Raw genomic sequence first — 22188 nt, 5'->3', positions numbered from 1 at the left:
GGCCAGCAACGGACGACGCAAGCAAGACGCAGATGCTCGATGCAGTCGATTGATAAGACACAAACGAGGACCTGAAATATGCACATCCATCCCGTAATTCTTTGCGGCGGCAGCGGCACACGACTGTGGCCGATGTCGCGTGGCGGCTACCCGAAGCAGTATCTGGCACTGACCGGCGAACACACGCTGGTCCAGCAAACCGCGTTGCGCCTGCGCGGCATCGATGATGTGACCGCGCCGATCGTCGTCACGAACAACGAGCAGCGTTTTCTTGTCGCCGAGCAACTGCGCCAGGTCGACGTGGGTTCGTCGCGCATCGTGCTGGAAACGGCGAGCCGTAACACGGCGCCGGCCATCGCCGTGGCGGCATTGCTCGCGTTGCGCGACGCGCCCGACGCGTTGCTGCTGGTGCTGCCGTCCGATCACGTGATCGCCGGCGAGGCCGCGTTCGTGAAGGCGGTCGAAGCGGCAGCACAGATCGCGAAAGACGGGCATCTGGTCACGTTCGGCATCGCGCCGACCGAGCCGCATACCGGCTACGGTTACATCCGCGCGGGCGCGGCGCTGATCGACGGCACGCAGACGTTCGCGGTCGACTCGTTCGTCGAGAAGCCCGATGCCGCGACCGCTCAGCGCTTCATCGACGAAGGCCGTTACTACTGGAATAGCGGCATGTTCATGCTGAAGGCGTCGACGTATATGGACGAACTGCGCCGCTACGAGCCGGAGATCGCGCGTCAGGCCGAACTGTCGCTGCACAGCGCGCAGCAGGATCATGATTTCGTGCGACTCGATGCCGAGGCGTTCGCCGCCTGCCCGAACCTTTCCGTCGACCACGCGGTGATGGAGAAGACCCAATGCGCGGCCGTCGTCGCGGTCGCCGATCTCGGCTGGAACGACATCGGTTCGTGGACCGCGCTCGCGGACATCGCCGAGCGAGATGCGCAGAACAACGCGCTGATCGGCGACGTGCTGACCGAGGCGGTCAGCAACTCGTACATTCGCGCCGAGCATCGGCTGGTGGCGGCGATCGGGCTCGAGAACGTCGTGATCGTCGAGACCGCGGACGCGGTGCTGGTCGCGCATCGGGATCAGGCGCAGGACGTGAAGAAGATCGTCGCGCAGCTCAATGCGATGGGGCGTCACGAGTCGGTCACGCATCGTCGCGTGGTGCGGCCGTGGGGGTCGTATGAAGGCATCGATAGCGGCGAGCGCTTCCAGGTCAAACGCATCGTCGTCAATCCGGGCGCGCAGCTGAGTCTGCAGATGCATCATCATCGCGCGGAGCACTGGATCGTCGTGAAGGGCACCGCGCTCGTGACGAACGGCGACAAGGAAATCATGCTGACCGAAAATCAGTCGACCTACATTCCGCTCGGCGTCACGCACCGGCTGCTGAACCCCGGCAAGATTCCGCTCGAGTTGATCGAGGTGCAGTCGGGCGCGTATCTCGGCGAGGATGACATCGTGCGGTTCGAGGATACGTACGGGCGTGTGGCGAAGGTTTAACGCCGTCGACTTTTAGCCTCGGCGACGTGTTTCAAAGGCCACCGGTCGAAGGACCGGTGGCTTTTTTCATTTGCGTGAGCGCATCCGGAACCCGACTTACCGCACGCGAAGGGACCTTCGAAAAAGAGCATGAAGCGCGCGATGCGGCCCGATCGTACCAACCCGGGCCGCAACCCATGCGTGATTGCGCCGTCGTACGCAGCGGCGCTGGGCCTCGTGCTTACAGCGGCACGATCTTGACCGGCTCCGGATGGCAGACCGGGGTGTAGACCGGCCCGCAGCCGTAATGCACGGGCTGGCAGGGGTTGTAGGAGGGCGGGTTGTAGTACGACGGGCCGCGAACCGGCGGTTTTTCGCCGTAACACGAAGGCGGGTATTCGTGCGGGAAACACGAGTGGCCGCCGCGCACGGACTGTGCAGCTGCGTGGTCGAGGTCGTCGCAGCGCGACAGGTCGGCAAGGGTCAGGATGGTCATGATGAATCTCCGGCAACGTTGGATGGGTATCGAGCGCGCAAATGCTTTACGCCCGGGCGTTCCAGTTGCACGCACCATGCCATGCGGCGGAATTCAACGTCTGTGCTGGGTCGAGCGCTGATCGACCGGATCTGCGCAGTCGAAAACTGATCGGCGTTGGCCAACTTGCGGCAAGCCGGTGTCGTTCAACCGCCAACACGTCGGTCGATCAGCGCGTGCCCCATCCCGCGAGCAACGCCGGTAGCGCAGCCATCTCCCTGAACACGTGCACCGCGCCCGCGCCATGCAACGCGGTCGCGCTGCTATGGCCGAGGTGCGTCGGGCAATAGCCGAATACCGTCGCGCCGGCCGCGACGCCCGCGGTCGCGCCCGTCACCGTATCCTCGATGACCGCACAGCGTGTCGGCTCGACGCCCAGTGCCGCGGCTGCGGCGAGGTAGACGTCGGGAAACGGCTTGCTGCGCGGCGTTTCGTGGCCGCTGAAGATGCGTCCGTCGAAGCAGTCGAGGATGCCAGCCTTCACAAGCTGCAATTCGATCTTCACGCGATCCGCGCCCGACGCTACCGCAATGCGTCCGTTCAACGTTTGCTGCAGCGCGCGCACCGCGGCCGGCGCGCCGTCGATCGCGCGCAACTCATTGTCGAGCGCCACGTTGCGACGCGCGCGGAACTGCGCCAGCCACTCGGCCGTGATCGCGAAGCCGGTGCGCGCCTCGATCAACGCGGCTTCGTCCCTGACCATCTTGCCGACGAAAATGCGCATCGTCTCTTCGACGCTCAAATGCCAGCCGAGCTCGCCGAGCATCTCGGTGAGCACGCGATTCGTGATCGGTTCGGAATCGACGAGCACGCCGTCGCAGTCGAAGAGCACGGCGTCGAAAGGAAAATCGGCCATCGGGGAGGGTAGGGATAAGGTCGCGGACCGGCAAGGATACCGCACCGGGCCGCGTGCCGCAGCCTGGAAGCTGCAGCGGCGGCGTCCAGCGCGGCTGCTCAGTCCTTGTACCCGTCGCTCAGCGTCTTCATGAACGCGATGATGTCCTGGATGTCTTGATCGGTCATTGCGGGCTGGTCGCCGAACTTGCGGTCGAACGGCGCATCGGCGACATCCACGTTCGCATGGTATTGCGGCGGCAGATCGTCGTACTTCTGCACCTTGCCCGACGCATCGCGCGGATAGATTCTGTCCGGCGACGTATTGCGCAGGTTGTAGAAGTCCAGCACCTGCTTGAGGTCGTGATACACGCCATTGTGGAAGAACGTCTTGCGTTCGGCGGCATTGCGCAGTGTCGGCGTCAGGAACATGCCGCAATACTGCGTCTCCCTGGCCATGTCGGTCCGGAAGGGCCCACAAATGCCCATGTCGTAGAACTTCGGATTCCTGTTCGGCGCAAGTTCGCGATTGCGCGGCACGCCGAGCGCTTCATACTGCGTGTCGGTAAAAAGAGGTGGAAGGCCGTCCGACGTCGGCTGGCTCAGGTGGCAACCCGCGCAATTGGCCTTGTCCTTGTCGTTGAACAGACGCAAGCCACGTAGTTCGGCTCGCGTGAGGCGTGCACGTCCTTCGAGCCAGGCGTCGTATTTGCTCGAGAATGGATGGAACGCCGGGTCTTCGAATTCATACCGACCGATCGCGAACATGGCTTCCGACACGAGCAGATCGGGATCGTTGACGACGTGCGGACCGAAAAGTTGTCTGAGTGTATCGATGTGCTTCGAGTGCCTTAGCTTGTCGGCAACCGAAGCCAGGTCGGGGTTCGCCATCTCGACCGGGTTGGTCAGCGGCCCAAGCGCCTGGTCCTGCAGCGTGCTTGCCCGGCCGTCCCAGAAGAGTCCCCCTTGCGGCACCGTAGCCGGCGCGGCAGGCGCAACGCCCGCGGTTTTCTGGGCGCGCTGCACGCCTAGCGCGGCCGATGCCTGCGTATCGAGGCTGACCGGTGCGGCGTCGGTATCGCCCTGGTCGGGACCGATGCTGAACGGCGCCTGGCGATACAGGTACGCGAGCGATGGCACCGGCCGATAGCCCGCTTCCGTCATGTGAAGTCCGCCTGGTTGTACCGTCAGGTCGTTGGGAGGCGAGAAAGCGTGCGCGGCGCTGTGGCACGACGCGCACGACTGTTTGCCCGACGCCGAAAGCGACGGATCATTGAACAGGTCCCTGCCGAGTACCGCGACCGCGCTAAGGGGCGCGACGGGGGGACGCAGGAGCTTGACCGGATGGGCGTTGAGGCCCGTCAGATTCTCGACCGCATCGCCGATCGCCGCGGGCATACGCTCGGGATAGATCAGCGCGTAGCCAACCAGAGCGGCGCCCAGCAGCACGATGCCCAGAATTATCCGGAGGATCAGGCGACGCCACATGCTGCTCGCAGCGCGAGGGGACGGGGCGCTTGCGGTGGGTAGTTGCGAAGACAAGGTGGCGTTCGAACGACGATTCATGGCGATAGCGGTAGGCAAGCTGAACTGCAAACAAGCACGTCGAGCCACCGTACCGGCTGGCTCGACGTCATCACTGATTGACGGGCATCAACAGCTCCGTTCCCTGAACGTCACACCGCGTACTTCCCTGTGCGGCAGAACGGACGGATAAACGGTGGCTCCTTAGTTCGTTGCAGGAGGAGCCGACAGCTTGGTGCCAAGGTTCGTGTCGAGGTACAACGCCGGCGTTTTGCCACCGTTGGTGAAGTCGAACAGCGAGGCGATGCTCCCCGTCGCCGCATCGTGCGATCCGTTGCCGATGCGGGTGCCGCCGAGCCAGTTGTCTTCGATGAACCTGACAACCGAAGCCTGAGTGATCGCCGTGTGGTCGACGTAGTTGCTACGTGCGTACGGCGAGATCACCAGAAGCGGAATACGCGTTCCCGGGCCGCAACGGCCGTTGACTGCCGCGCCTGTCACGCCGACGCCTTGCTTCGCGCCCGTTGCGTTGCAGGTGCCGGCGCCGTTCAGCTGGTCGGCGGTGGCGTCAAACGACGAAGTCGTCGGCGTCGCATAAGCGTGGTCGTACCAGCCATCCGAATCGTCGTACGTGATGATGACGGCGGTGTTCTTCCAGTCCGGCTGTTGTTGCAGGAAGTTGACGACCTTCGTGACGAACGCCTGCTCGTCGATCGGATCCGAGTTGCCCGGGTGCGCATCGCCGACGGCCGGTGCCTTCAGGTAGCTGACCGACGGGAAGTTGCCCGCCGAGACGGCCGTGAAGAAGTCGTTGACGTCGTATTGATGGTGCACCGGCGTCGCCGTCGAATCGAGCGGGTCGGTCTGTCCAATCAGCGCGGTCGACGTCGGGCGCGTGTGCGCCAGGTTGGCCGTCGTAGCGTAGTACTGGAACCAGTTGTGGTGAGGTACGTAGTCCGTCTTCGTTGCGCCGAGGACCGACGAGTAGGTACTGCGCTTGCACGCCGTGGTGCCGTTCGAGTTGGTGGCGCTCAGGTCGAAGCCGCCCATGAAGCCGCCCCACGTAATGCCTTTCGCGTTGAGGAGGTCACCAATGTTTTTGTTATTCGAGCTCAGCGTGGCCTGGCCGCTCGACGTCGAGGTGTTGCACACGTCCCCGGTCGGGTCGGAATCGCCGTTCATCGTGAAGCTGCCCGCGCCGTCGGCAATCACGTTGTCGCCTTGAGCGGCACCGTTCGCAGGAATAGCGCCGTTGGTCTGGCCGGAAACCACCTCGAGCGCGCCCGGTGTCGACGGACCGTACGTGTCGGTGTACATGTTGTCGCTCATCGCGAAGTTCTGCGCGTAATTCCACAGCGCAGTGACCGTGTTGCCGTCGAAATAGCCCATCACGAGACCCGGCGTGCCGAACGTCGAACCGCTGCCGGCGCTGTTGTTACCCGTGTACTTGGGGAACAGGTCCGCCGCGCCATTGTCGTAGGCGAGCTGTTCCTTCATGTAGTCGTGCGACTGGCCGTTGGTGTTGGCCTGGCTGCGGTCGAGGCGGAACGGATTGATACCGCTGCCTGCGGAGGCCGCGTTGTTCGCCGTGTTCAGGAAGTTCGGGTTGCTCGTCAGAAGCGAATTCTGATTCAGATTGTTGATCTGGGCCGGCGTGTTCGCCGCCGTGAACGCCGGTTCACCGACCGGGTTCTGCGCGTTCGGATAGGTGCCGAAGTAGTGATCGAAAGAACGATTCTCACCGAAGATCACGACGAGGTGCTTGATCGGCGTTGCCGTGGCCAACGCGTCCTGGGCGGATACGGTAGCAGCCGGTGTGGAGGCCGGCGCGGATGCAGTCGAAGGAGAGCTGACGCTGCTGTTTCCGCATGCGCTCAGCACGAACAGTGCGGCGGCAAACGGAATGGGCAAAAGGGCTTTACGAAACATTTTTTGGTGGCTCCACATTCGCGGTCCAGCCCTTCCATCGATAGGTATGAACGGTGCTGGAAATTGTTGTTAGAAGCGTAACGGCCGACGCCATTGATTGCAGCCCGGGCATTGGACCATCAAAAAATGAAAGTTTTCGGGCAATACGCCGACTATTGCCTTTCGTGAACCCGACTGTATTCGTGCTTTTTTGCCAATAGCGCGACGGATTTCTTCCGCTGCTGCGTTCAAGTAGAAACGGGGCCGTCCTGGGCGCCGACTTGTTCCAGCTTTGAAGGGAGAAATCGACATGAACACCAACCGCATCGCTCGTCTGCTCGGTTCCACGCTGAGCGCCGCGCTGTGCTGCGCGGCCACGCTGACGGCCGCGCCCGCCTCCGCACAAGTGATGATCGCGCCGATGGCACCGCCGCCGCCGCGCGTCGAAGTCGTGCCCGCGCCACGGGACGGCTATGTGTGGGATCAGGGCCGCTGGCGCTGGGAGCACGGCCGCTATGCGTGGGTGCCGGGCCACTGGCAGCCGGTGCGCGTCGGCTATCACTGGGTGCCCGGGCATTGGGCGCAACGTGGGCCGCACTGGCGCTGGATCGAAGGACATTGGGCTTGAACGAGTCTTGCGATGAAAACACTCGTGATGATTCTGCTGGCGGCCTCGCTCGCCGGCTGTGTGGTCTATCCGGCACGCCCGGCCTATTACCGGCCGGCGGTCGTCGTATATTGACCGCGTACGTGATACCTGGCCGGATAGCGGCGTAGCGGCACGACAACATAACGACACGACAGCTGAAGGAGCGGCGGCAAGTGAACGACGTTGATCCCGTGATGCGGTCCTCACGCGAAAGCGCGCGCGTGATGTCGCGACCGAGCCGCACGCCTTGAGCGACGCACCACCCGATCCGGACGCCGACCCGGACGCCGAGCTGATCGCGCGGGTGGGCCGCGCGGAGCCCGGCGCGGTCCGCTCGCTGGTCGCGCGCAAGCTGCCGCGGCTACTTGCGCTCGCCACGCGCATGCTCGGCGATCGCATGGAAGCGGAGGACGTCGCGCAGGAGGTCTTCGTGCGAATCTGGAAACAGGCGGCCCGCTGGCGTGAAGGCGAAGCGAAGTTCGACACGTGGATGCATCGGGTCGCGCTCAATCTTTGCTATGACCGTCTGCGCGGCCAGCGCGAAGACCCGAGCGACGAACTGCCCGATTCGGCCGATCCCGCCGCGCCGCCCGACGCGCGGCTCGAAGCACGTGCCGACCACGCGCGCGTGCGCGCGGCGCTCGCCGCGCTGCCGGCGCGACAGCGCGAGGCACTCGTGCTGACCTACTACCAGGAGATGTCGAACCTCGACGCTGCCGCCTTGATGGGCGTCAGCGTCGATGCGCTGGAGAGTCTGCTGAGCCGCGCGCGGCACAATTTGCGCGCCCAACTGGCCGGCAGCGGCCTTAGCAAGGACAAGTCATGACGCCCGAAAGATTCCATCAGATCGTTGCAGCGTACGGCGCCGACGCGCGCCGCTGGCCGGAGCGCGAACGCGAAGCCGCGCAGGCGTGGGCGCGCGCGCATCGCGACGAAGCCGATGCGGCGTTGAGCGACGCGGCCAGCCTCGACGCGTGGCTCGCCGCCGACGAGCTCGAGCCGCCGAACCTCGAACTGCAGCGTCGCATCATCGACCGTGCGCCGTCGCGACGCTCAGCCGCGCGCTGGCGTTTGTGGTGGTCGGGCGCGGCGGTGGCAGGTGTCGGGCTGCTCGGCGGCGTGGCGGGGGCGTTCGCGGTGTCGTTCTTCGTGCTGACCGGGAACGCGCCGGTCGTGCATGAATCCTCGTATCTGACTTCGAGCTTCGGCGGCAGCTCCGCCGATTGGAGCGGCGAATGAACGGGCGCTCGTGGAAATTTGCGCTGCTGGGCTCGGTGGTGCTCAACGTGTTCCTGCTCGGCGCGATCGCCGGCGGCGCGTATCAATGGTTCGCCGCGCACGGTGCGAATCCGCCGGCGGCGGCGCAGGACCGGCGCGCGCTGCGGTTCGCCGCCGAGCCGCTGTCGGCGCAGCAGCGGCAGGCGTTTATCGACGGCCTGAAGAGCGCGCGGCGCGACGGCCGCCAGTATGCGCGCGACGCTCGCGAAGGGCGTCGTGAGGTGCTGCGTCTGCTGGCCGCGCCGAAGTTCGATCGCGCCGCACTCGATGCCGCGCTCGCGCGCACGCGCGCGGCCGACGTCAGCCTGCGCGCGATGGTCGAAGCGAGCGTCGCCGATTTCGCGGCGACGCTGACGCCCGAGGAGCGCGTCGAATTCGCCGAGAGTTTGAAGTTGCGCGGGCAATGGCGCGAAGCGCAGCCGGCGCCGAACGCGAAAAAACCGGCGGCGAATGCCGCATCGAGCGAATAAAAAATGCGCGCGATGGCGACGGATTTCAGCGTGTCGGCCGTTTAACGGACATGCAGGTGTCCTACCTGCGACGAGGATCGTATGGCCAACTCACCGAACCTGAATGCCGCGGCGATCGCACTGAACCGCTTCGGCCTCGGCGCGCGCGCCGACGACACGCCGCCCGCCGATCCGAAGGGCTGGCTGCTCGCGCAGTTCGAGCAGTATCAGCCGCGGCCCGACGCGTGGGCGAACCAACCCGATTCGATCGCATTGTCGACGCAGCTCGTGCAGCAGCGCATGCAGATGGAGCAGCAGTCGAAACAGAAGGCGGGCGAGGAGACCAACCCGAGCCAGAATGCGAACAACACCGCAGCACCCAGCCAGACCGACGCGCAAGCCGCCAGGCAAGCCGAAAGAAAAGCTCTGCGCGTCGAAATCCTCGACATATACCGCTCGTCGGTCAATGCGCGCGTCGCAAGCGCGCTGACCACGCAGACGCCGTTCATCGAACGCCTCGTGCATTTCTGGGCGAATCACTTCGCGGTGTCGACCGAAAAGCCCGGCGTCGCGGCGCTCGCCGGGTCGTTCGAAGCGGAGGCGATTCGCCCGCACGTGCTCGGCCGTTTCGAGGACATGCTGGTGGCCGTCGAGCGTCATCCGGCCATGCAGCTGTTCCTCGACCAGACCCGCTCGGTCGGTCCCGACAGCATGGCCGCGCTGCGCGCCGCGCAGCGCAATCCGGACATCAAACGCGGACTCAACGAGAACCTCGCGCGCGAGATCATGGAGCTGCATACGCTCGGCGTGCGCAGCGGCTATAGCCAGGACGACGTGACCGAGTTCGCGCGTGCGCTGACCGGCTGGAGTCTCGTCGGCAATCCGCGGAACGGCGGCGCCAATGCGAACCGGCGCGTGCTGGAACAGAACGGCGAACCCGGCAGCTTCGTGTTTCGTCCCGCGCTGCACGAGCCCGGCTCGCGCACGATCATGGGACGCCGCTACGACGAAGCCGGCGAACAGCAGGCGCTCGCGATCCTGCATGACCTCGCGCACGCGCCGGGCACCGCGCAGCATATCGGCACGAAGCTCGCGCGCCATTTCGTCGCCGACAATCCGCCACCTGGCGTCGGCGAACGTCTGGCCGATGCGTTCGCGCGCAGCGACGGCGATCTGCCGACCGTCTATCGCGCGTTGATCGATACGCCGCAAGCGTGGTCGCCGGCCGCGGTGAAGTTCAAGACGCCGTGGGAGTGGACCATCTCGTCGATGCGCGGACTCGGCTGGCACGAGCCCGGCAATCTGCAGAGCGCGCCGATCCTCACGCAGCTTGGCCAGCCGGTGTGGCGGCCCGGTTCACCCGCCGGCTACGACGATATCGCCGCGAGCTGGGCCGCGCCCGATGCGCTCGTGCGCCGCGTCGAAGTCGCGCAACGTTTCGCCGCGCGCGTGGGTGACCGGCTCGATGCGCGCTCGCTCGGCCAGACCTTGCTGGCTGGCTCGCTCAGCGAGCCGACGGCCACGGCGGTGGCGCGCGCGGAAAGCGCATCGACGGCGATCGCGCTGCTGCTCGTATCGCCCGATTTTCAACGGAGATGAACGCCATGCTGTCACGCCGTCAGTTTCTGAGCGTCGCCGCCACCGGTGCCGGCGCAATGCTCGTGTCGCCGCGGATTGCGTTCGCGCATGTCGCGACCGACCGCCGCTTCGTGTTCGTGATCCAGCGTGGCGCGGCCGACGGGCTGAACATCGTCGTGCCGTACGCGGACCCCGCGTATGCGACGCTGCGCGGGCCGCTCGCGATCGATGCGTCGAACGCGCCGCATCTGGACGGCACGTTCGCGCTGCATCCGGCGCTCGCGCAGATGGCGAAGCTGTACGCGCAGCGCGAGGCGTTGTTCGTGCACGCGGTCGCCTCGCCGTATCGCGACCGCTCGCATTTCGACGGACAGAACGTGCTGGAAACCGGCGGCACGTCGCCGTATCAGACGAAGGACGGCTGGCTCAACCGGCTCGCCGCGCAACTGCCCGCCACCCGCGAAAACGCGATCGCGTTCGCGCCGACCGTGCCGATGGCGCTGCGCGGGCCCGCGGCGGTGACGTCGTATGCACCGTCGGCCTTGCCGCAGGCGCCCGATGATCTGCTCGCGCGCGTGTCGCAACTGTACGAGCAGGACGCGCAACTGCGTGCGCTGTGGGAATCGGCGATGGCGGCGCGCGGCCTTGCGGGCGACGCTGGCGCGCGCCAGGACCCGGCGAGCCTCGGCAAGCTCGCGGCCAGTTTTCTGGCGCGCGACGACGGTCCGCGCATCGCGATGATCGAGACCGGCGGGTGGGACACGCACAGCGCGCAGAACGCGCGGCTCGCGAATCAACTGAAGGCACTCGACACGATGCTCGCGGCGTTGCGCGACGGCATGGGTTCATCGTGGCGCAAGACCACGGTGCTGGTCGCGACGGAGTTCGGCAGGACCGCCGCCGCGAACGGCACGGGCGGCACCGATCACGGCACCGGCTCGGTCGCGATGGTGGTGGGCGGGTCGGTGCAGGGCGGACGCGTGATTGCCGATTGGCCGGGTCTCGCGCCGCATCAGCTGTATCAGTCGCGCGACCTGAAGCCGACCGCCTCGCTCGATGCGTTGATCGCCGGCACCGCGAGTGAAAGTCTCGGGCTCGATCCCGAACGGACGGCGGCAGCGCTGTTTGGCCGGACCATGGCGGGCAGACCGATGACGGGTGTCGTGCGGGCGTGACGCGTTGATCGCACAACGGCGTGCAATGACGATGGCACGCAGGTGTGATGGGCGATCGAGGGTTCCGTGGGCGAGCGACCTGCGTTCGCGGCGGACGGGGGTTCGCGTCGCATCGGCATGGCGAGTCGCGTGAGCCGACGCTGACTGCTTTGCTCGACGCGTTGATCGTCGGTGCAGCGAGCGAAAGTATTGCGCTCGATCCGGAGCGCACCGCGGCCGCGCTATTCGGCCGGACGATCGCGGCCGGGCCGTTGGCGAGGCTGGGGCGGGGCAGGTGAAGCGACGGGCGTCGCGTGAACCGAGCGCTCGCCGACGCGATGATAGCGGCGGCCGTAGTAGATCAGCGCATCGCCCGCGCCCTGCGTGCGCGCGGCTTTCACCGCGCAGAAGAACACCGTGTGCGTGCCGACTTCGGTCACCGACTCGATCTCGCAGTCGAGCGACGCTAGCGCGTCCTGCAACACCGGCGCGCCGGTTGCGAGGTCGTCCCATTGCGCGGCGGCGAAGCGCTCTTCGATCGCGAGCGCGCTCGTGGCGAAGTGCGCGGCAAGCGCCTGCTGCTCGGCGCTCAGCACGTTCACGCAGAGCTTGCCGTTGCTGCGAAACGCCGCGTTGTTGCGGCTGCTGCGGTTGATGCAAACGAGCAGGGTGGGCGGCTCGTCGGTGACGCCGCAGACCGCCGACGCGGTGCAGCCCGCAAGGCCGGCTTTGCCGTCGCTGCTGATGATGTTGACGGCCGCGCCAAGCCCGGCCATCGCGTCGCGGAACGTGCTCTTGTCAAGCATGGGGGCCTCTGCTGGAAGTCGGGTTCGCCAAAACAACGGTGGTCGAGTTAGCCGCGAGCCTCGTCGTCCGGCGCCGCCGCGCAAGCCGGCGAACGGAAGCGCGCCGCCGTGTGGCTCGCAGGCAGCCGCGCGTGGCCGAACAGCTTTTCGCGCAGCGTGCCGTCACGATACGCGCGCTTGTACGCGCCACGTTCCTGCAGCAGCGGCACGACCAGTTCGATGAAATCGTCGAAGCACTCGGGCACGACGGTGCGCGACAGATTGAAGCCATCGACGCCGGTTTGCTCGGTCCACGCGATCAGATCGTCGGCGATCTTGTCGGCCGAACCGACGAGCGGCTGCTGGCGGCTGCCGAGCACCATCTGTTCGAGCAGCTTGCGCTTCGTCCATTGCGGACCGGCCGCGCGCGTCATCGCTTCGACGTTCGACACGATCGCCTGGCTCTTGCCCGTTTCGATCGGCTCGTCGAGGTCGTAGCGCGCGAAGTCGATGCCAAGCGACGCGGCCGCATGCACCAGCGCCGCCTCCGAGCTCACATAGCGGCGGTACTCCTCGAATTTCTCCCGCGCTTCCTGATCGGTGCGGCCCGTGATCACGGTCTGGCCGAGCAGTACCTTGATGTCGTCGGCACGGCGGCCGCCGGCGACCGCGTGCGCGCGGATGTCGTCGACGATCGTCTTGACCGCCGGCTTCGCCTGGCCGTTGACGAACACGCACTCCGCGTGTGCCGCCGCGAACTGTTTGCCGCGCGCGGACGAACCGGCCTGATACAGCACCGGCGTGCGCTGCGGCGACGGCTCCGCGAGATGCATCGCATCGACGCGGTACTGCTTGCCGTGGTGATGGATCACGTGGACTTTCGACGCGTCCGCATAGACGCCGCGCGCCTTGTCGCGCAGCACCGCGCCGTCTTCCCAGCTGCATTCCCACAGCTTGTACACGAGCTCCATGTACTCGTCGGCGAGATCGTAGCGATCGTCGTGCGCCATCTGGCCGCTCAGGCCGATCGCGCGCGATGCGCTGTCCAGATAGCCGGTCACGATGTTCCAGCCGACCCGGCCGCGCGTCAGATGATCGAGCGTCGACATGCGGCGCGCGAACAGAAACGGCGGCTCGACCGACAGATTCGACGTGACGCCGAACGACAGATGCCGCGTGAGCGCGGCCATCGCCGGAATCAGCAGCGTCGGATCGTTGACCGGCACCTGCACGGCGCCGCCGATTGCCGCGTCCGGGCTGCCGCCGTAGACGTCGTACACGCCGACCACGTCCGCGAAAAAGATGCCGTCGAACAGGCCCGCTTCGAGCTTGCGCGCGTAGTCGGCCCAGTACTGCAGGTCCGTGTAGCGCGTGGACTGATCGCGCGGATGGGTCCACAGCCCTTGCTGGATGTGGCCTACGCAGTTCATGTCGAACGCGTTGAGAACGATTTCCTTCGGCATGGTGTGTTCCTGCTGACGAGCGGGTTCGGGCGATGGCGTGGTGTTTAATATAGTGGACGAAAAATCACTATGCAAGACATGGTTGGCTGGCTGTGCCGGTTGCGGTGGTCGTAGCGGCCTGAACTGGTCGGCGCTGATCCTGGCGCTGCTGCGTCAAAGGTAATCAGCCTCGCGTAGTCCGTGCCGGGGCAGCAAGCCCGCCAACGCAACCGGCATGGCACGGGAGGTGAAGGCATTGCGAGTCTCGACTCAATCGCTTATCGTCTCGATGAGTTTCGATAAGAAAGGATGCCCATGCGACCGTCCGTTGTTCTCGACATGAAGCGCAGCGTAGTGCGCGAAGCGACGAGTCGCTTCCGCGCAGCGAACCCGCGCGTGTTCGGCTCGGTGCTGCACGGCACCGACCGGGACGGCAGCGACCTCGATCTGCTGGTCGATGCGCTGCCAGGGGCGACGCTGTTCGACCTGGGGGGGTTGCAGGATGAACTGGAAGCGCTACTCGGCGTCCACGTCGATCTGCTGACCCCGGCCGACCTGCCGCAGAAGTTCCGGGCCAAGGTGCTTGCGCAGGCGCAGCCGGTATGAACGAGAACCGCTTGCCGGACTACCTCGACCACATGCAGCAAGCCGCAACCGATGCTTGCAATGCAAACGGCGCTACCAGAGCTACTGAAACAACTGCCTGCCGCGTGCCAGGATGCCGAAGATGAAGACCGCAAGGACGACGGAATAAAGCAATGACCGAGCGGATGGAGTTAACGGAACTGAAGGCAACTATCTCGGCCGCCGGCGGCAACGAACTCGTCAATGGGCTCTGTCACGCCACGATCATCGGCTACCCCCGTGTCTCGACGCAGGATCAGAACCTTCCGTTGCAACAAGAGGCCTTCCAAAGCCGGTTGTCGGAAGGTCTTTGAGGATAATTCCCCCCACTTGCGCAACGACAACCCGCCATGTCCGAAACTTCCGCCATCGATCTGACCCAGGCGATCTCCGCGCGCGTGAAGACCGAGCGCGAGGCGCGCAACTGGTCGCTCGCCGAGCTGGCCGAGCGCTCGGGTGTATCGAAGGCGATGATCAGCAAGATCGAGCGTGGCGAGGCGAGTCCGACCGCGATGGTGCTCGGGCGGCTGTCGGGCGCGTTCGGGCTGACGCTGTCCACGTTGCTCGCACTCGCCGAGCAGACCGGCGAGCGGCTCGTGCGTCATGCGGACCAGTCGCTGTGGGAGGACCCCGAAACCGGCTATACGCGGCGGCGTATTTCGCCGCCGACCGGCGGCGTGCTGGAACTGCTCGAAATCGAATTGCCGACTGGGGTGAGGGTGCCTTATCCGTCGGATGCGTTCGTGTTTCAGCATCAGCAGATCTGGGTCACGCAAGGGGTGCTGACGTTTCGCGAGGGCGCGCTCACGCACCGGCTCGAAGCGGGGGATTGTTTGCAACTCGGTGCGCCGGTCGAATGCGAGTTCTTCAATGCGGGCACCGAGGTGTGCAGATATGTGGTCGGGTTGGTGCGGCGCTGAGTTTCGTCCAGCTTGTGCTCAGCTCCCGCCACTCCCGCGGGATGGCAGGTTCAGGGTGAGTCTGTTGGTCACCGAGGCCACGCCCGGCACGCCTTTCGCAACATCGCCGGCCTGCTGAATCATTTCGCCCTGAGGCACCGAGCCGGTCAACGTCACCGCGCCGCCGCGCGCCCGCACGAACACGTTCGATACATTGAAGCCCGGCGCTTTACCGAGCGCGCGCCGCACGTCGCGGCCGAGCTTGCGATCTGCTGCACGCGTCGATTGGGCGGTCGTGGCCGGCGCGGCTGCCGTGGCGGCAGGCGCTTGCGCGTCGCTCGCCTGGGCATAGGCGCTGGATGCGGTTGCCACGCACAATGCAATACCGAGCACCTTCAAAAGTTTGACTGTTTTCACTGTTTCACCATCCTCGATAAGTTGATGTCGCTTCGTTGCATGTTAGAAACGCCGCGCTTTGTCGAGCAGGTCTGGACTCTGGGAAGCGTCTGTCTTGTAGAGGAGTGGTGGTGTTGGCGCTTCCGGCGCGGTTAAAAGATACTCCTGACGGCGCGGACATGCCAAAAAACTGAATCGCGGAAGGAAGTGTGTGCGGCTTGATTCCAGCACGGTGGGACACAGGCGCCGGCATACGACGCAGCCGACTATAAGCGCGGGCGCGCGGCGCCGGGGGCCGTCCACGCTCCCGACCCGCATCCCGCTATTTGGCAGTAAGCTCCCGTAGACGGGTTCGCGTGGAGGCTGCGCGACCCGGCGTGTGGTTCACGATTCGCAGCCGCAATTCGTACGTTATTGCCAATTTTTTCAGGGGATATCAGTGATGAAAAGCTTCGCTATTAAACGAATCATGCTGGGGGTTTCGGCCGTCGCACTGATGGCCGGTACGATTCCGCTCGCGCTCGCGCAGGGCTCGACGGATGCCGCAGCCCAGGAAGGCGCGACGACGACCACCCCAAAGCCGACCAAGGCCGAGCGCAAGGCAGAGCGCAAACAGGCCCGCGCGAAAAAGAACGCCGAGTTGAAGAAACTCGAAGACGCGGGCTACCAGCCGGCGCAGAACGATCCGAACTATCCGGACAAGCTGCAGGCAGCCCAGAAGAAGGCCGGCGTTGGTGTGCCTGCCAGCCAGTAACGGACAGGCGGACGCCCGGCGTGGCATTCATCGTTGATGAGGCGCCGGGCAGTTGCGAGGCGCGATCATGGCAACGAAACATGAAGTGAAACGCTACAAGGCGAATCTCTCCGACGAACTGCACAGCGCCGCCCTCTATGAGACGCTCGCGCAGGTCGAGAAAGACGAGACCCGCAAGCAGGTCTATCAGGATCTCGCGCAATCCGAACACAGCCACGCGCAAGTGTGGGCCGACAAGCTCAGAGCCAATGGCATCGAACCGAAGGGCCGTGGCCATGCGGTCAAGACGCGTCTGATGAAGGGGCTCGTGCGCGTGTGCGGCGCGGACTTCGTGCTGCCGACGCTCGCCGCAGCCGAATACGCGGACCGCAACAAATATCAAGGCCAACGCGACGCGGGCCACATGTCGGCCGACGAACATCATCACGCGGCAGTCGTGCAGACGCTCGCGAGCACCGGCAATGCCAACCTGTCGTCCGGCGCGCGCATTGCCGCGGCCGAATCGTGGCACAAGGGCGCCGCGTCGGGCAACGATCTGCGCGCGGCGGTTCTCGGCGCGAACGATGGCCTCGTGTCCAACTTCTGCCTGATCATGGGCGTCGCCGGCGCGGGCACCGGCAACAAGGCGATCCTGTTGACCGGCCTCGCCGGGCTGATCGCCGGTGCCTGTTCGATGGCGCTCGGCGAATGGCTGTCGGTCACCAATGCGCGCGAACTCGCGAGCACGCAGATCGCCAAGGAAGCCGAGGAGATCGAAGAACAGCCCGAAGCGGAGGAGCACGAGCTCGCGCTGATCTACCGCGCGAAAGGGCTCGACGCGAGCGAGGCGAAACGCGTGGCCTCGCAGATGATGCGCGACAAGGACAAGGCGCTCGACACCCTCACGCGCGAGGAGCTCGGTCTCGATCCGGCGGAACTGGGCGGCAATCCGTGGTCGGCGGCGGGTGTGTCGTTCTGCTTGTTCTCGCTCGGCGCGATTTTCCCGGTGATGCCTTTCCTGTGGACGCGCGGCGTCAGCGCAATCGTGCAGTGCGTCGTGCTGAGCATGCTGGCGCTCGCATCGATCGGCGTGTTCACGTCGTTGTTCAATGGACGCAGCGCGGGGTTTTCGGCGCTGCGCCAGATCGTCATCGGGCTCATCGCGGCAGGGTTCACGTTCGGCGTCGGGCGCTTGCTGGGCGTGTCGATTTCCTGAACCCGGCGCCTCTCAGGCGCCTCGCGCCCGCCGCCGTCCGGGAGCGCCGCTTGCTATGTCGCGACACGCTCCGCGCGCGGGCCAACCCGCGTCAAGCCTTTCTCCCACAAGGGTTTGCTCGCCGCGCCGAGCGTCCACGGCATGGCCGGGTGTCGCATTTCCTCATGTGGTTGTCGGAATTAGTCGGTTAGCCGCACTTTTTTCTGGCAACTATGTAGGCACAGCGCGGACGGACGTCCGCAAGCGAGGAGAGCACTCGATGAATTCCCCCAAGGTCGTGGTCGAAGGGCTGTGCAAGGTGTTCGGCAGCAACCCGAAACAGGCGCTCGCGATGCTGGCCGGCGGCGCCACGAAAGAAGAGGTGTTTGCCCGCACCGGTCAGATCGTCGGCGTCCACAACGCGTCGTTCGAGGTTCGCGAGGGCGAGATCTTCGTGCTGATGGGCCTGTCCGGCTCGGGCAAGTCGACGCTGATTCGCCTGATCAATCGGCTCGTCGAGCCCAGCGCCGGCAAGGTGCTGATCGACGGCCGCGATGTCGCGGGCGTGCCGCGCGCCGAGCTGACCGCGCTGCGCCGCAAGGACATGAGCATGGTGTTCCAGTCCTTCGCGTTGATGCCGCAGCGCAGCGTGCTGGCCAACGCGGCGTTCGGCCTCGAAGTCGCGGGCGTCGGCCGTAAGGAGCGCGAGGCGCGGGCGCTGACGGTGCTCGAACAGGTCGGCCTTGCACCGTTCGCGCAGAAACTGCCGGCCGAGTTGTCGGGCGGCATGCAGCAGCGCGTCGGGCTCGCGCGCGCGCTCGCAGTCAACCCGTCGCTGATGATCATGGACGAGGCGTTCTCCGCGCTCGATCCGCTCAAGCGCAAGGAGATGCAGAACGTGCTGCTCGATCTGCAACGCGAGCAGCAGCGCACGATCCTGTTCGTGTCGCACGATCTCGAGGAGGCGATGCGCATCGGCACGCGCATCGCGATCATGGAAGGCGGGCGCGTGGTGCAGATCGGCACGCCGCGGGAAATCATCAAGAACCCGGCCGACGACTACGTGCGCGCGTTCTTCGAAGGCATCGACACGAGCCGCTATCTGACGGCCGGCGATCTGATGCAGACCGACGACGTGCCGCTGATGCACGCGCCGCAGATCGACGCGTCGAGCGTCGCCGCGACGCTCGACGGCAGCGCCGACTACGCGTTCGTGCTCGACAGCGAGCGCCGGATTCGCGGCTTCGTGTGCCGCGATGCGACGGGCAGCGCGTCGCCGAAACTCAACCAGATCGAATGCATCCGCCGCAGCACGCCGCTCGACGACGTGGTCGAGCGCGTGGTGGCGAGCCGCGCGCCGCTGCCGGTCGTCGAAGCGGACGGCTCCTACTGCGGTTCGGTCAACAAGACGAACGTGCTGACCGTTCTCACGCGCCATCGAGGTTCCCATGTCTGAAGTCATTCCACTTGGCGCCTGGGTCGATCACGGCGTTCACTATCTGCTCGATCACGATGCGAAGACTTTCGACACGATCGGCAAGGTCATCGAGAGTTTTGCCGCGGCGGTCGAGCACGGTTTGCAGGCCGTGCCGATGTGGGCGCTGATGGCGTTTTTCGTCGGCATCGGCTTGTGGCGCGTCGGCTGGCGCTTCGCGCTGTTCACGCTGGCGGCGCTGCTGCTGATCTACGGCACCGGCTTCTGGGATCAGATGGTGATCACGCTCGGCCTCACGCTGTCATCGACGGTGATCAGTCTCGTGCTCGGCGTGCCGCTCGGCATCTGGATGGCGAAGAGCCGCGCCGTCGAAATGATCGTGCGCCCGGTGCTCGATCTGATGCAGACGATGCCCGCGTTCGTCTACCTGATTCCGGCCGCGATGCTGTTCGGTCTCGGCCGCGTGCCGGGCATCCTGTCGACGGTCATCTTCGCGATGCCGCCCGCGGTGCGTCTGACCGCGCTCGGCATCAGGCACGTGAATCGCGAAATCGTCGAAGCGGGACAGGCGTTCGGCTGCACGCCGTGGCAACTGCTGTACAAGGTGCAGTTTCCGAACGCGCTGCCGTCGATCATGACCGGCGTGAACCAGACCATCATGATGGCGCTGTCGATGGTGATCATCGCGTCGATGGTCGGTGCGGGCGGCCTCGGTAACGACGTGCTCGCGAGCATCCAGCGGCTCGATATCGGACTCGGCTTCGAAAGCGGGATGTCGGTCGTGATGCTGGCGATCATTCTGGACCGCATCACCGAGAGCTTCGGCCGGGCGCCGGGCAAGGTACGCGCGCCCCTGTTCGCCGGTTTGCGCAATGCGATGAAAGTGCGCCGCGAGCCGGCGGCGCAACACGGTTGATGGCCTGATTCGATACGTCCATGAAGCGCGACGCAATCGCCTCCGCCGAAGCCGATGCGCGGCTGTGCGCCGTCGCGCACGTCGGCTTCCTGACGCTGCCGAACTTCTCGATGATCGCGTTCACGAGCGCGGTCGAGGTGCTGCGCATGGCGAACTACGTGGGCCGCGCGCAGCACTACCGGTGGTCGGTGATCACGCCGGACGGCGAGCCGGCGCGCGCGAGCAACGGCATCACGGTGAAACCGACCACCACGCTCGCCGAGGCCGGCATGCCGGACCTGCTGTTCGTGTGCGCGGGCTGGCACGTGCGCGAGTATGTGAACGACGCGGTGATCGCGCTGCTGCGCGAGGCGGCCGCGCACCGCGTGCCGCTCGGCGGCATCTGCACGGGTCCGTATGCGCTGCTCGCGGCCGGGCTGCTCGACGGCTATCGCGCGACCGTGCATTGGGAGGACATGTCGCCGTTGCACCAGCGCTATCCGCATGTGCATTTCGACGACGAACTGTTCGTGATCGACCGCGACCGGCTGACCTGCACCGGCGGAACCGCGCCGCTCGATCTGATGCTGCATCTGGTGGGCATGCGGCTGGGGGCCGCGGTGGCCGCGCAGGTGTCCGAGCAATTCATCGTCGAGCGGATTCGCGGCTCGACCGATTACCAGCACATTCCGGTCGACGCGCGGGTCGGCCTGTCGCGCACCGAGCTGATCGAAGCGGTGCGGCTGATGGAAGCGAACATCGAGGAGCCGCTATCGCTCGACGAACTCGCCCGGCTCGTCAACCTGTCGCAGCGTCATTTGCAACGGATGTTCAAGCTATTCCTGAACATGTCGCCGACGCATTACTACCTGAGCTTGCGGCTGCGCCGCGCGCGCGATCTGCTGCGCAATACCGATGCGTCGATCGCGCGCGTGACCACGGTGTGCGGTTTTCATTCTCCGTGTCATTTCAGCAAGGCCTATCGCGCGCAGTTCGGACATGCGCCGAGCGTCGAGCGGCGCATGCCGGAGTAGCGGGTGCCGCGGCCTCGCATGCCGCGCGGATTCAGATCGCCTGCGCGCGGCCCGGAAACGTTTCGTCGTAGCAGGAGCCGTCGTCGGCTTGCTCCGCCGTGCCGCGCTGCTCGCGATACATCATCGGCGGCACGCCGAACTGTTTGCGAAATTCCCGTCCCAGGTGCGAGGCGTCCGAAAAACCGCAGCTCGACGCGATATCGGCGACGGTTTTGTCTGAGCTCGTCAACAACCACGCGGCGGTGCGCAGGCGCACCTGCTTCGCGTAGGCTTGCGGCGCCTTGCCGGTCTGCGCCTTGAACAGCCGTTCGAGCTGACGCGGCGACAGATCGAGCTTGCCCGCCAGTTCGTCGAGCGGCAGCGCGCGGCCCACGTGCTGCTCCATCAGCAGGATCGCGCGCTTGACCTTTGGATGCGAGGCCGGCGCGAGACCGGGCGGATGCGGCTGCGGCGCGTTGCCTTTCTGCAGGTCGTCGACGAGCAGGATGCGCAGCGCCTTCTGCACCGTGGCGGTTTCGAAATGACGCAGCAGGATCGCGGCGGCGACGTCGATCGACGCGCGGCCGCCGGAACAGGTGATGCGCCGCCGGTCGATCACGAACAGCCGGTCGGCGACCAGCATCTGTTCGTCGACCGACGGAAAGCGCTCGATGAAATCCCAGTAGTGAAACCAGCTCACGCAGATCCGATGGCCGTCGAGCACGCCCGCGCGCATCAGCGAGAACACGCCGGTGCACATGCCGACCAGCGTCGCGTCGCGGGCGGCGGCGCGGCGGATGAACGCGAGCGTCGCCTCGCTCGCGGCCGGCCCCGAGTGCAGCAGTCCGCCGACCACCACCACGTAGTCGAACTTCCCGGCGGTCTCGAAGGTTTCCCACGGCGTGATCTGGATGCCGCAACTCGCGCGCACCGGAGCCAGGGTTTCCCCGATCACGCTCCACGAACAGCGCACCGGCTTGCTGAAGTCGCCTTCGTCGGCGGACAGGCGCAGCAGGTCGACGAAACCCGCGAATGCGGTCAGCGTGAAGTTCGGCAGCAGGATGATGCCGAAGCGGATGCGCTGCTTCGCGGCCGTGTCGAGTGAGGGAGGGGCAAGCGTTTCAGCGGAATTCATGCGCGCGGCGGGTCGGTGAAAAGAACGGCGAAAGAGGAACGAACGTTGACCGTAACGGTGAAGCGAGGATAGCACCACGGACCTTCAGCATTGCCGGCCGCAATCGGGCCGCCTGTCGCAAATGCGTCCCAAGTCATCGCAAATGCGCCGGAAGACCCGCCTGGCGGTTCACCTGACGACGCCATCCCATTGCGATGCCGTTTTTATTCTATCGATCCGGCCCGGCGTGCGGTGCAATA

At 65.7% G+C, this 22188-nt stretch carries 22 protein-coding genes and 1 pseudogene; 15 read left to right on the top strand and 8 right to left on the bottom strand.

Going from position 1 to position 22188, the window contains the following annotated elements:
• Positions 1-78: 78 nt before the first annotated feature.
• A complete protein-coding gene (locus tag OKW37_RS30755; RefSeq protein WP_429403167.1) occupies positions 79-1509 on the top strand; it encodes a mannose-1-phosphate guanylyltransferase/mannose-6-phosphate isomerase in 1431 nt (476 codons plus the stop codon).
• A 220-nt stretch (positions 1510-1729) separates the two neighbouring features.
• On the opposite strand, the gene OKW37_RS30750 is transcribed toward OKW37_RS30755, so the two are convergent.
• The 4 genes from OKW37_RS30750 to OKW37_RS30735 all read right to left on the bottom strand — a co-directional run bounded on the left by OKW37_RS30750 (position 1730) and on the right by OKW37_RS30735 (position 6310).
• Positions 1730-1984 (bottom strand): hypothetical protein, encoded by a 255-nt coding sequence (locus OKW37_RS30750; RefSeq protein ID WP_429403166.1) that lies wholly within the window; start codon positions 1982-1984, stop codon positions 1730-1732.
• A 208-nt stretch (positions 1985-2192) separates the two neighbouring features.
• Positions 2193-2879 carry an HAD family hydrolase gene (locus OKW37_RS30745; RefSeq protein ID WP_429403165.1) on the bottom strand — a complete coding sequence of 229 codons (687 nt, stop codon included), beginning with the start codon at positions 2877-2879 and terminating at the stop codon, positions 2193-2195.
• 98 nt (positions 2880-2977) lie between these two features.
• Positions 2978-4423 carry a cytochrome-c peroxidase gene (locus tag OKW37_RS30740; protein WP_429403164.1) on the bottom strand — a complete coding sequence of 482 codons (1446 nt, stop codon included), beginning with the start codon at positions 4421-4423 and terminating at the stop codon, positions 2978-2980.
• A gap of 162 nt (positions 4424-4585) precedes the next feature.
• On the bottom strand, positions 4586-6310 hold the full coding sequence (locus OKW37_RS30735; RefSeq protein ID WP_429403163.1) for a phospholipase C: 1725 nt from the start codon (positions 6308-6310) through the stop codon (positions 4586-4588).
• A gap of 289 nt (positions 6311-6599) precedes the next feature.
• Here OKW37_RS30735 and OKW37_RS30730 point away from each other — a divergent pair, with 289 nt between their 5' ends.
• From OKW37_RS30730 to OKW37_RS30705, 6 genes and pseudogenes are all read left to right on the top strand, one after another.
• Positions 6600-6917, top strand: a complete 318-nt coding sequence (locus OKW37_RS30730) for a YXWGXW repeat-containing protein (protein WP_184060263.1) — start codon at positions 6600-6602, stop codon at positions 6915-6917.
• 256 nt (positions 6918-7173) lie between these two features.
• Positions 7174-7764: pseudogene (locus OKW37_RS30725) on the top strand (RNA polymerase sigma factor); the annotation flags it as partial.
• On the top strand, positions 7761-8177 hold the full coding sequence (locus OKW37_RS30720) for a hypothetical protein (RefSeq protein WP_429403162.1): 417 nt from the start codon (positions 7761-7763) through the stop codon (positions 8175-8177). The pseudogene OKW37_RS30725 and the gene OKW37_RS30720, both read left to right, overlap by 4 nt.
• Positions 8174-8686 carry a periplasmic heavy metal sensor gene (locus OKW37_RS30715; protein ID WP_090805856.1) on the top strand — a complete coding sequence of 171 codons (513 nt, stop codon included), beginning with the start codon at positions 8174-8176 and terminating at the stop codon, positions 8684-8686. The genes OKW37_RS30720 and OKW37_RS30715 overlap by 4 nt, the downstream gene beginning before the upstream one ends.
• Positions 8687-8767: 81 nt before the next feature.
• Positions 8768-10264, top strand: coding sequence for a DUF1800 domain-containing protein (locus OKW37_RS30710; protein WP_429403161.1), 1497 nt, complete (start codon positions 8768-8770; stop codon positions 10262-10264).
• A gap of 5 nt (positions 10265-10269) precedes the next feature.
• Positions 10270-11418, top strand: a complete 1149-nt coding sequence (locus OKW37_RS30705) for a DUF1501 domain-containing protein (RefSeq protein ID WP_429403160.1) — start codon at positions 10270-10272, stop codon at positions 11416-11418.
• A gap of 221 nt (positions 11419-11639) precedes the next feature.
• Here the strand turns inward: OKW37_RS30705 and OKW37_RS30700 are convergent, their stop codons facing one another.
• Together OKW37_RS30700 and OKW37_RS30695 are read right to left on the bottom strand one after the other, a co-directional pair.
• Positions 11640-12203 carry a flavin reductase gene (locus OKW37_RS30700; protein WP_429403159.1) on the bottom strand — a complete coding sequence of 188 codons (564 nt, stop codon included), beginning with the start codon at positions 12201-12203 and terminating at the stop codon, positions 11640-11642.
• 47 nt (positions 12204-12250) lie between these two features.
• Positions 12251-13645, bottom strand: a complete 1395-nt coding sequence (locus OKW37_RS30695; protein WP_429403158.1) for an LLM class flavin-dependent oxidoreductase — start codon at positions 13643-13645, stop codon at positions 12251-12253.
• Positions 13646-13939: 294 nt separating this feature from the next.
• Here OKW37_RS30695 and OKW37_RS30690 point away from each other — a divergent pair, with 294 nt between their 5' ends.
• The 3 genes from OKW37_RS30690 (at position 13940) to OKW37_RS30680 (ending at position 15168) form a co-directional block, all read left to right on the top strand.
• Complete coding sequence (locus OKW37_RS30690) at positions 13940-14230, top strand: nucleotidyltransferase family protein (protein ID WP_090805850.1); 291 nt, start codon at positions 13940-13942, stop codon at positions 14228-14230.
• 152 nt (positions 14231-14382) lie between these two features.
• Positions 14383-14562 (top strand): hypothetical protein, encoded by a 180-nt coding sequence (locus OKW37_RS30685; protein ID WP_429403157.1) that lies wholly within the window; start codon positions 14383-14385, stop codon positions 14560-14562.
• Between the two features lie 36 nt (positions 14563-14598).
• Positions 14599-15168 (top strand): helix-turn-helix domain-containing protein, encoded by a 570-nt coding sequence (locus tag OKW37_RS30680; protein WP_429403156.1) that lies wholly within the window; start codon positions 14599-14601, stop codon positions 15166-15168.
• Between the two features lie 18 nt (positions 15169-15186).
• Here the strand turns inward: OKW37_RS30680 and OKW37_RS30675 are convergent, their stop codons facing one another.
• Positions 15187-15564, bottom strand: coding sequence for a BON domain-containing protein (locus tag OKW37_RS30675; protein WP_429403155.1), 378 nt, complete (start codon positions 15562-15564; stop codon positions 15187-15189).
• A gap of 421 nt (positions 15565-15985) precedes the next feature.
• Between OKW37_RS30675 and OKW37_RS30670 the strand changes: the two genes are divergently transcribed.
• From OKW37_RS30670 to OKW37_RS30650, 5 genes are all read left to right on the top strand, one after another.
• A complete protein-coding gene (locus tag OKW37_RS30670; protein ID WP_429354225.1) occupies positions 15986-16297 on the top strand; it encodes a hypothetical protein in 312 nt (103 codons plus the stop codon).
• A 67-nt stretch (positions 16298-16364) separates the two neighbouring features.
• Entirely contained in the window at positions 16365-17492 is a 1128-nt protein-coding gene (locus tag OKW37_RS30665; protein WP_184060241.1) for a VIT1/CCC1 transporter family protein, read from the top strand.
• 259 nt (positions 17493-17751) lie between these two features.
• Entirely contained in the window at positions 17752-18927 is a 1176-nt protein-coding gene (locus tag OKW37_RS30660; RefSeq protein WP_429403154.1) for a quaternary amine ABC transporter ATP-binding protein, read from the top strand.
• Positions 18920-19822 (top strand): choline ABC transporter permease subunit, encoded by a 903-nt coding sequence (choW, locus tag OKW37_RS30655; protein WP_429403153.1) that lies wholly within the window; start codon positions 18920-18922, stop codon positions 19820-19822. The genes OKW37_RS30660 and choW overlap by 8 nt, the downstream gene beginning before the upstream one ends.
• 20 nt (positions 19823-19842) lie before the next feature.
• Positions 19843-20835 (top strand): GlxA family transcriptional regulator, encoded by a 993-nt coding sequence (locus OKW37_RS30650; RefSeq protein WP_429403152.1) that lies wholly within the window; start codon positions 19843-19845, stop codon positions 20833-20835.
• Between the two features lie 31 nt (positions 20836-20866).
• Here the strand turns inward: OKW37_RS30650 and OKW37_RS30645 are convergent, their stop codons facing one another.
• Positions 20867-21949: a GlxA family transcriptional regulator gene (locus OKW37_RS30645; protein WP_429403151.1), complete on the bottom strand. Its 1083-nt coding sequence runs from the start codon at positions 21947-21949 to the stop codon at positions 20867-20869.
• Positions 21950-22188: the final 239 nt, after the last annotated feature.

Origin of the sequence: Paraburkholderia sp. MM5482-R2 (assembly GCF_050436125.1) — a bacterium.
GTDB lineage: Bacteria > Pseudomonadota > Gammaproteobacteria > Burkholderiales > Burkholderiaceae > Paraburkholderia > Paraburkholderia tuberum.
Note: the sequence above shows the minus strand (reverse complement) of the source record. Positions and strands in the feature narration are given on the sequence as shown.

What these genes read in the sequence shown, in the direction of transcription:
- OKW37_RS30755 (WP_429403167.1), top strand. Translation starts at nt 79, where the DNA reads ATGCACATCCATCCCGTAATTCTTTGCGGCGGCAGCGGCACACGACTG.
- OKW37_RS30750 (WP_429403166.1), bottom strand. Translation starts at nt 1,984, where the DNA reads ATGACCATCCTGACCCTTGCCGACCTGTCGCGCTGCGACGACCTCGAC.
- OKW37_RS30745 (WP_429403165.1), bottom strand. Translation starts at nt 2,879, where the DNA reads ATGGCCGATTTTCCTTTCGACGCCGTGCTCTTCGACTGCGACGGCGTG.
- OKW37_RS30740 (WP_429403164.1), bottom strand. Translation starts at nt 4,423, where the DNA reads ATGAATCGTCGTTCGAACGCCACCTTGTCTTCGCAACTACCCACCGCA.
- OKW37_RS30735 (WP_429403163.1), bottom strand. Translation starts at nt 6,310, where the DNA reads ATGTTTCGTAAAGCCCTTTTGCCCATTCCGTTTGCCGCCGCACTGTTC.
- OKW37_RS30730 (WP_184060263.1), top strand. Translation starts at nt 6,600, where the DNA reads ATGAACACCAACCGCATCGCTCGTCTGCTCGGTTCCACGCTGAGCGCC.
- OKW37_RS30720 (WP_429403162.1), top strand. Translation starts at nt 7,761, where the DNA reads ATGACGCCCGAAAGATTCCATCAGATCGTTGCAGCGTACGGCGCCGAC.
- OKW37_RS30715 (WP_090805856.1), top strand. Translation starts at nt 8,174, where the DNA reads ATGAACGGGCGCTCGTGGAAATTTGCGCTGCTGGGCTCGGTGGTGCTC.
- OKW37_RS30710 (WP_429403161.1), top strand. Translation starts at nt 8,768, where the DNA reads ATGGCCAACTCACCGAACCTGAATGCCGCGGCGATCGCACTGAACCGC.
- OKW37_RS30705 (WP_429403160.1), top strand. Translation starts at nt 10,270, where the DNA reads ATGCTGTCACGCCGTCAGTTTCTGAGCGTCGCCGCCACCGGTGCCGGC.
- OKW37_RS30700 (WP_429403159.1), bottom strand. Translation starts at nt 12,203, where the DNA reads ATGCTTGACAAGAGCACGTTCCGCGACGCGATGGCCGGGCTTGGCGCG.
- OKW37_RS30695 (WP_429403158.1), bottom strand. Translation starts at nt 13,645, where the DNA reads ATGCCGAAGGAAATCGTTCTCAACGCGTTCGACATGAACTGCGTAGGC.
- OKW37_RS30690 (WP_090805850.1), top strand. Translation starts at nt 13,940, where the DNA reads ATGCGACCGTCCGTTGTTCTCGACATGAAGCGCAGCGTAGTGCGCGAA.
- OKW37_RS30685 (WP_429403157.1), top strand. Translation starts at nt 14,383, where the DNA reads ATGACCGAGCGGATGGAGTTAACGGAACTGAAGGCAACTATCTCGGCC.
- OKW37_RS30680 (WP_429403156.1), top strand. Translation starts at nt 14,599, where the DNA reads ATGTCCGAAACTTCCGCCATCGATCTGACCCAGGCGATCTCCGCGCGC.
- OKW37_RS30670 (WP_429354225.1), top strand. Translation starts at nt 15,986, where the DNA reads ATGAAAAGCTTCGCTATTAAACGAATCATGCTGGGGGTTTCGGCCGTC.
- OKW37_RS30665 (WP_184060241.1), top strand. Translation starts at nt 16,365, where the DNA reads ATGGCAACGAAACATGAAGTGAAACGCTACAAGGCGAATCTCTCCGAC.
- OKW37_RS30660 (WP_429403154.1), top strand. Translation starts at nt 17,752, where the DNA reads ATGAATTCCCCCAAGGTCGTGGTCGAAGGGCTGTGCAAGGTGTTCGGC.
- choW (WP_429403153.1), top strand. Translation starts at nt 18,920, where the DNA reads ATGTCTGAAGTCATTCCACTTGGCGCCTGGGTCGATCACGGCGTTCAC.
- OKW37_RS30650 (WP_429403152.1), top strand. Translation starts at nt 19,843, where the DNA reads ATGAAGCGCGACGCAATCGCCTCCGCCGAAGCCGATGCGCGGCTGTGC.
- OKW37_RS30645 (WP_429403151.1), bottom strand. Translation starts at nt 21,949, where the DNA reads ATGAATTCCGCTGAAACGCTTGCCCCTCCCTCACTCGACACGGCCGCG.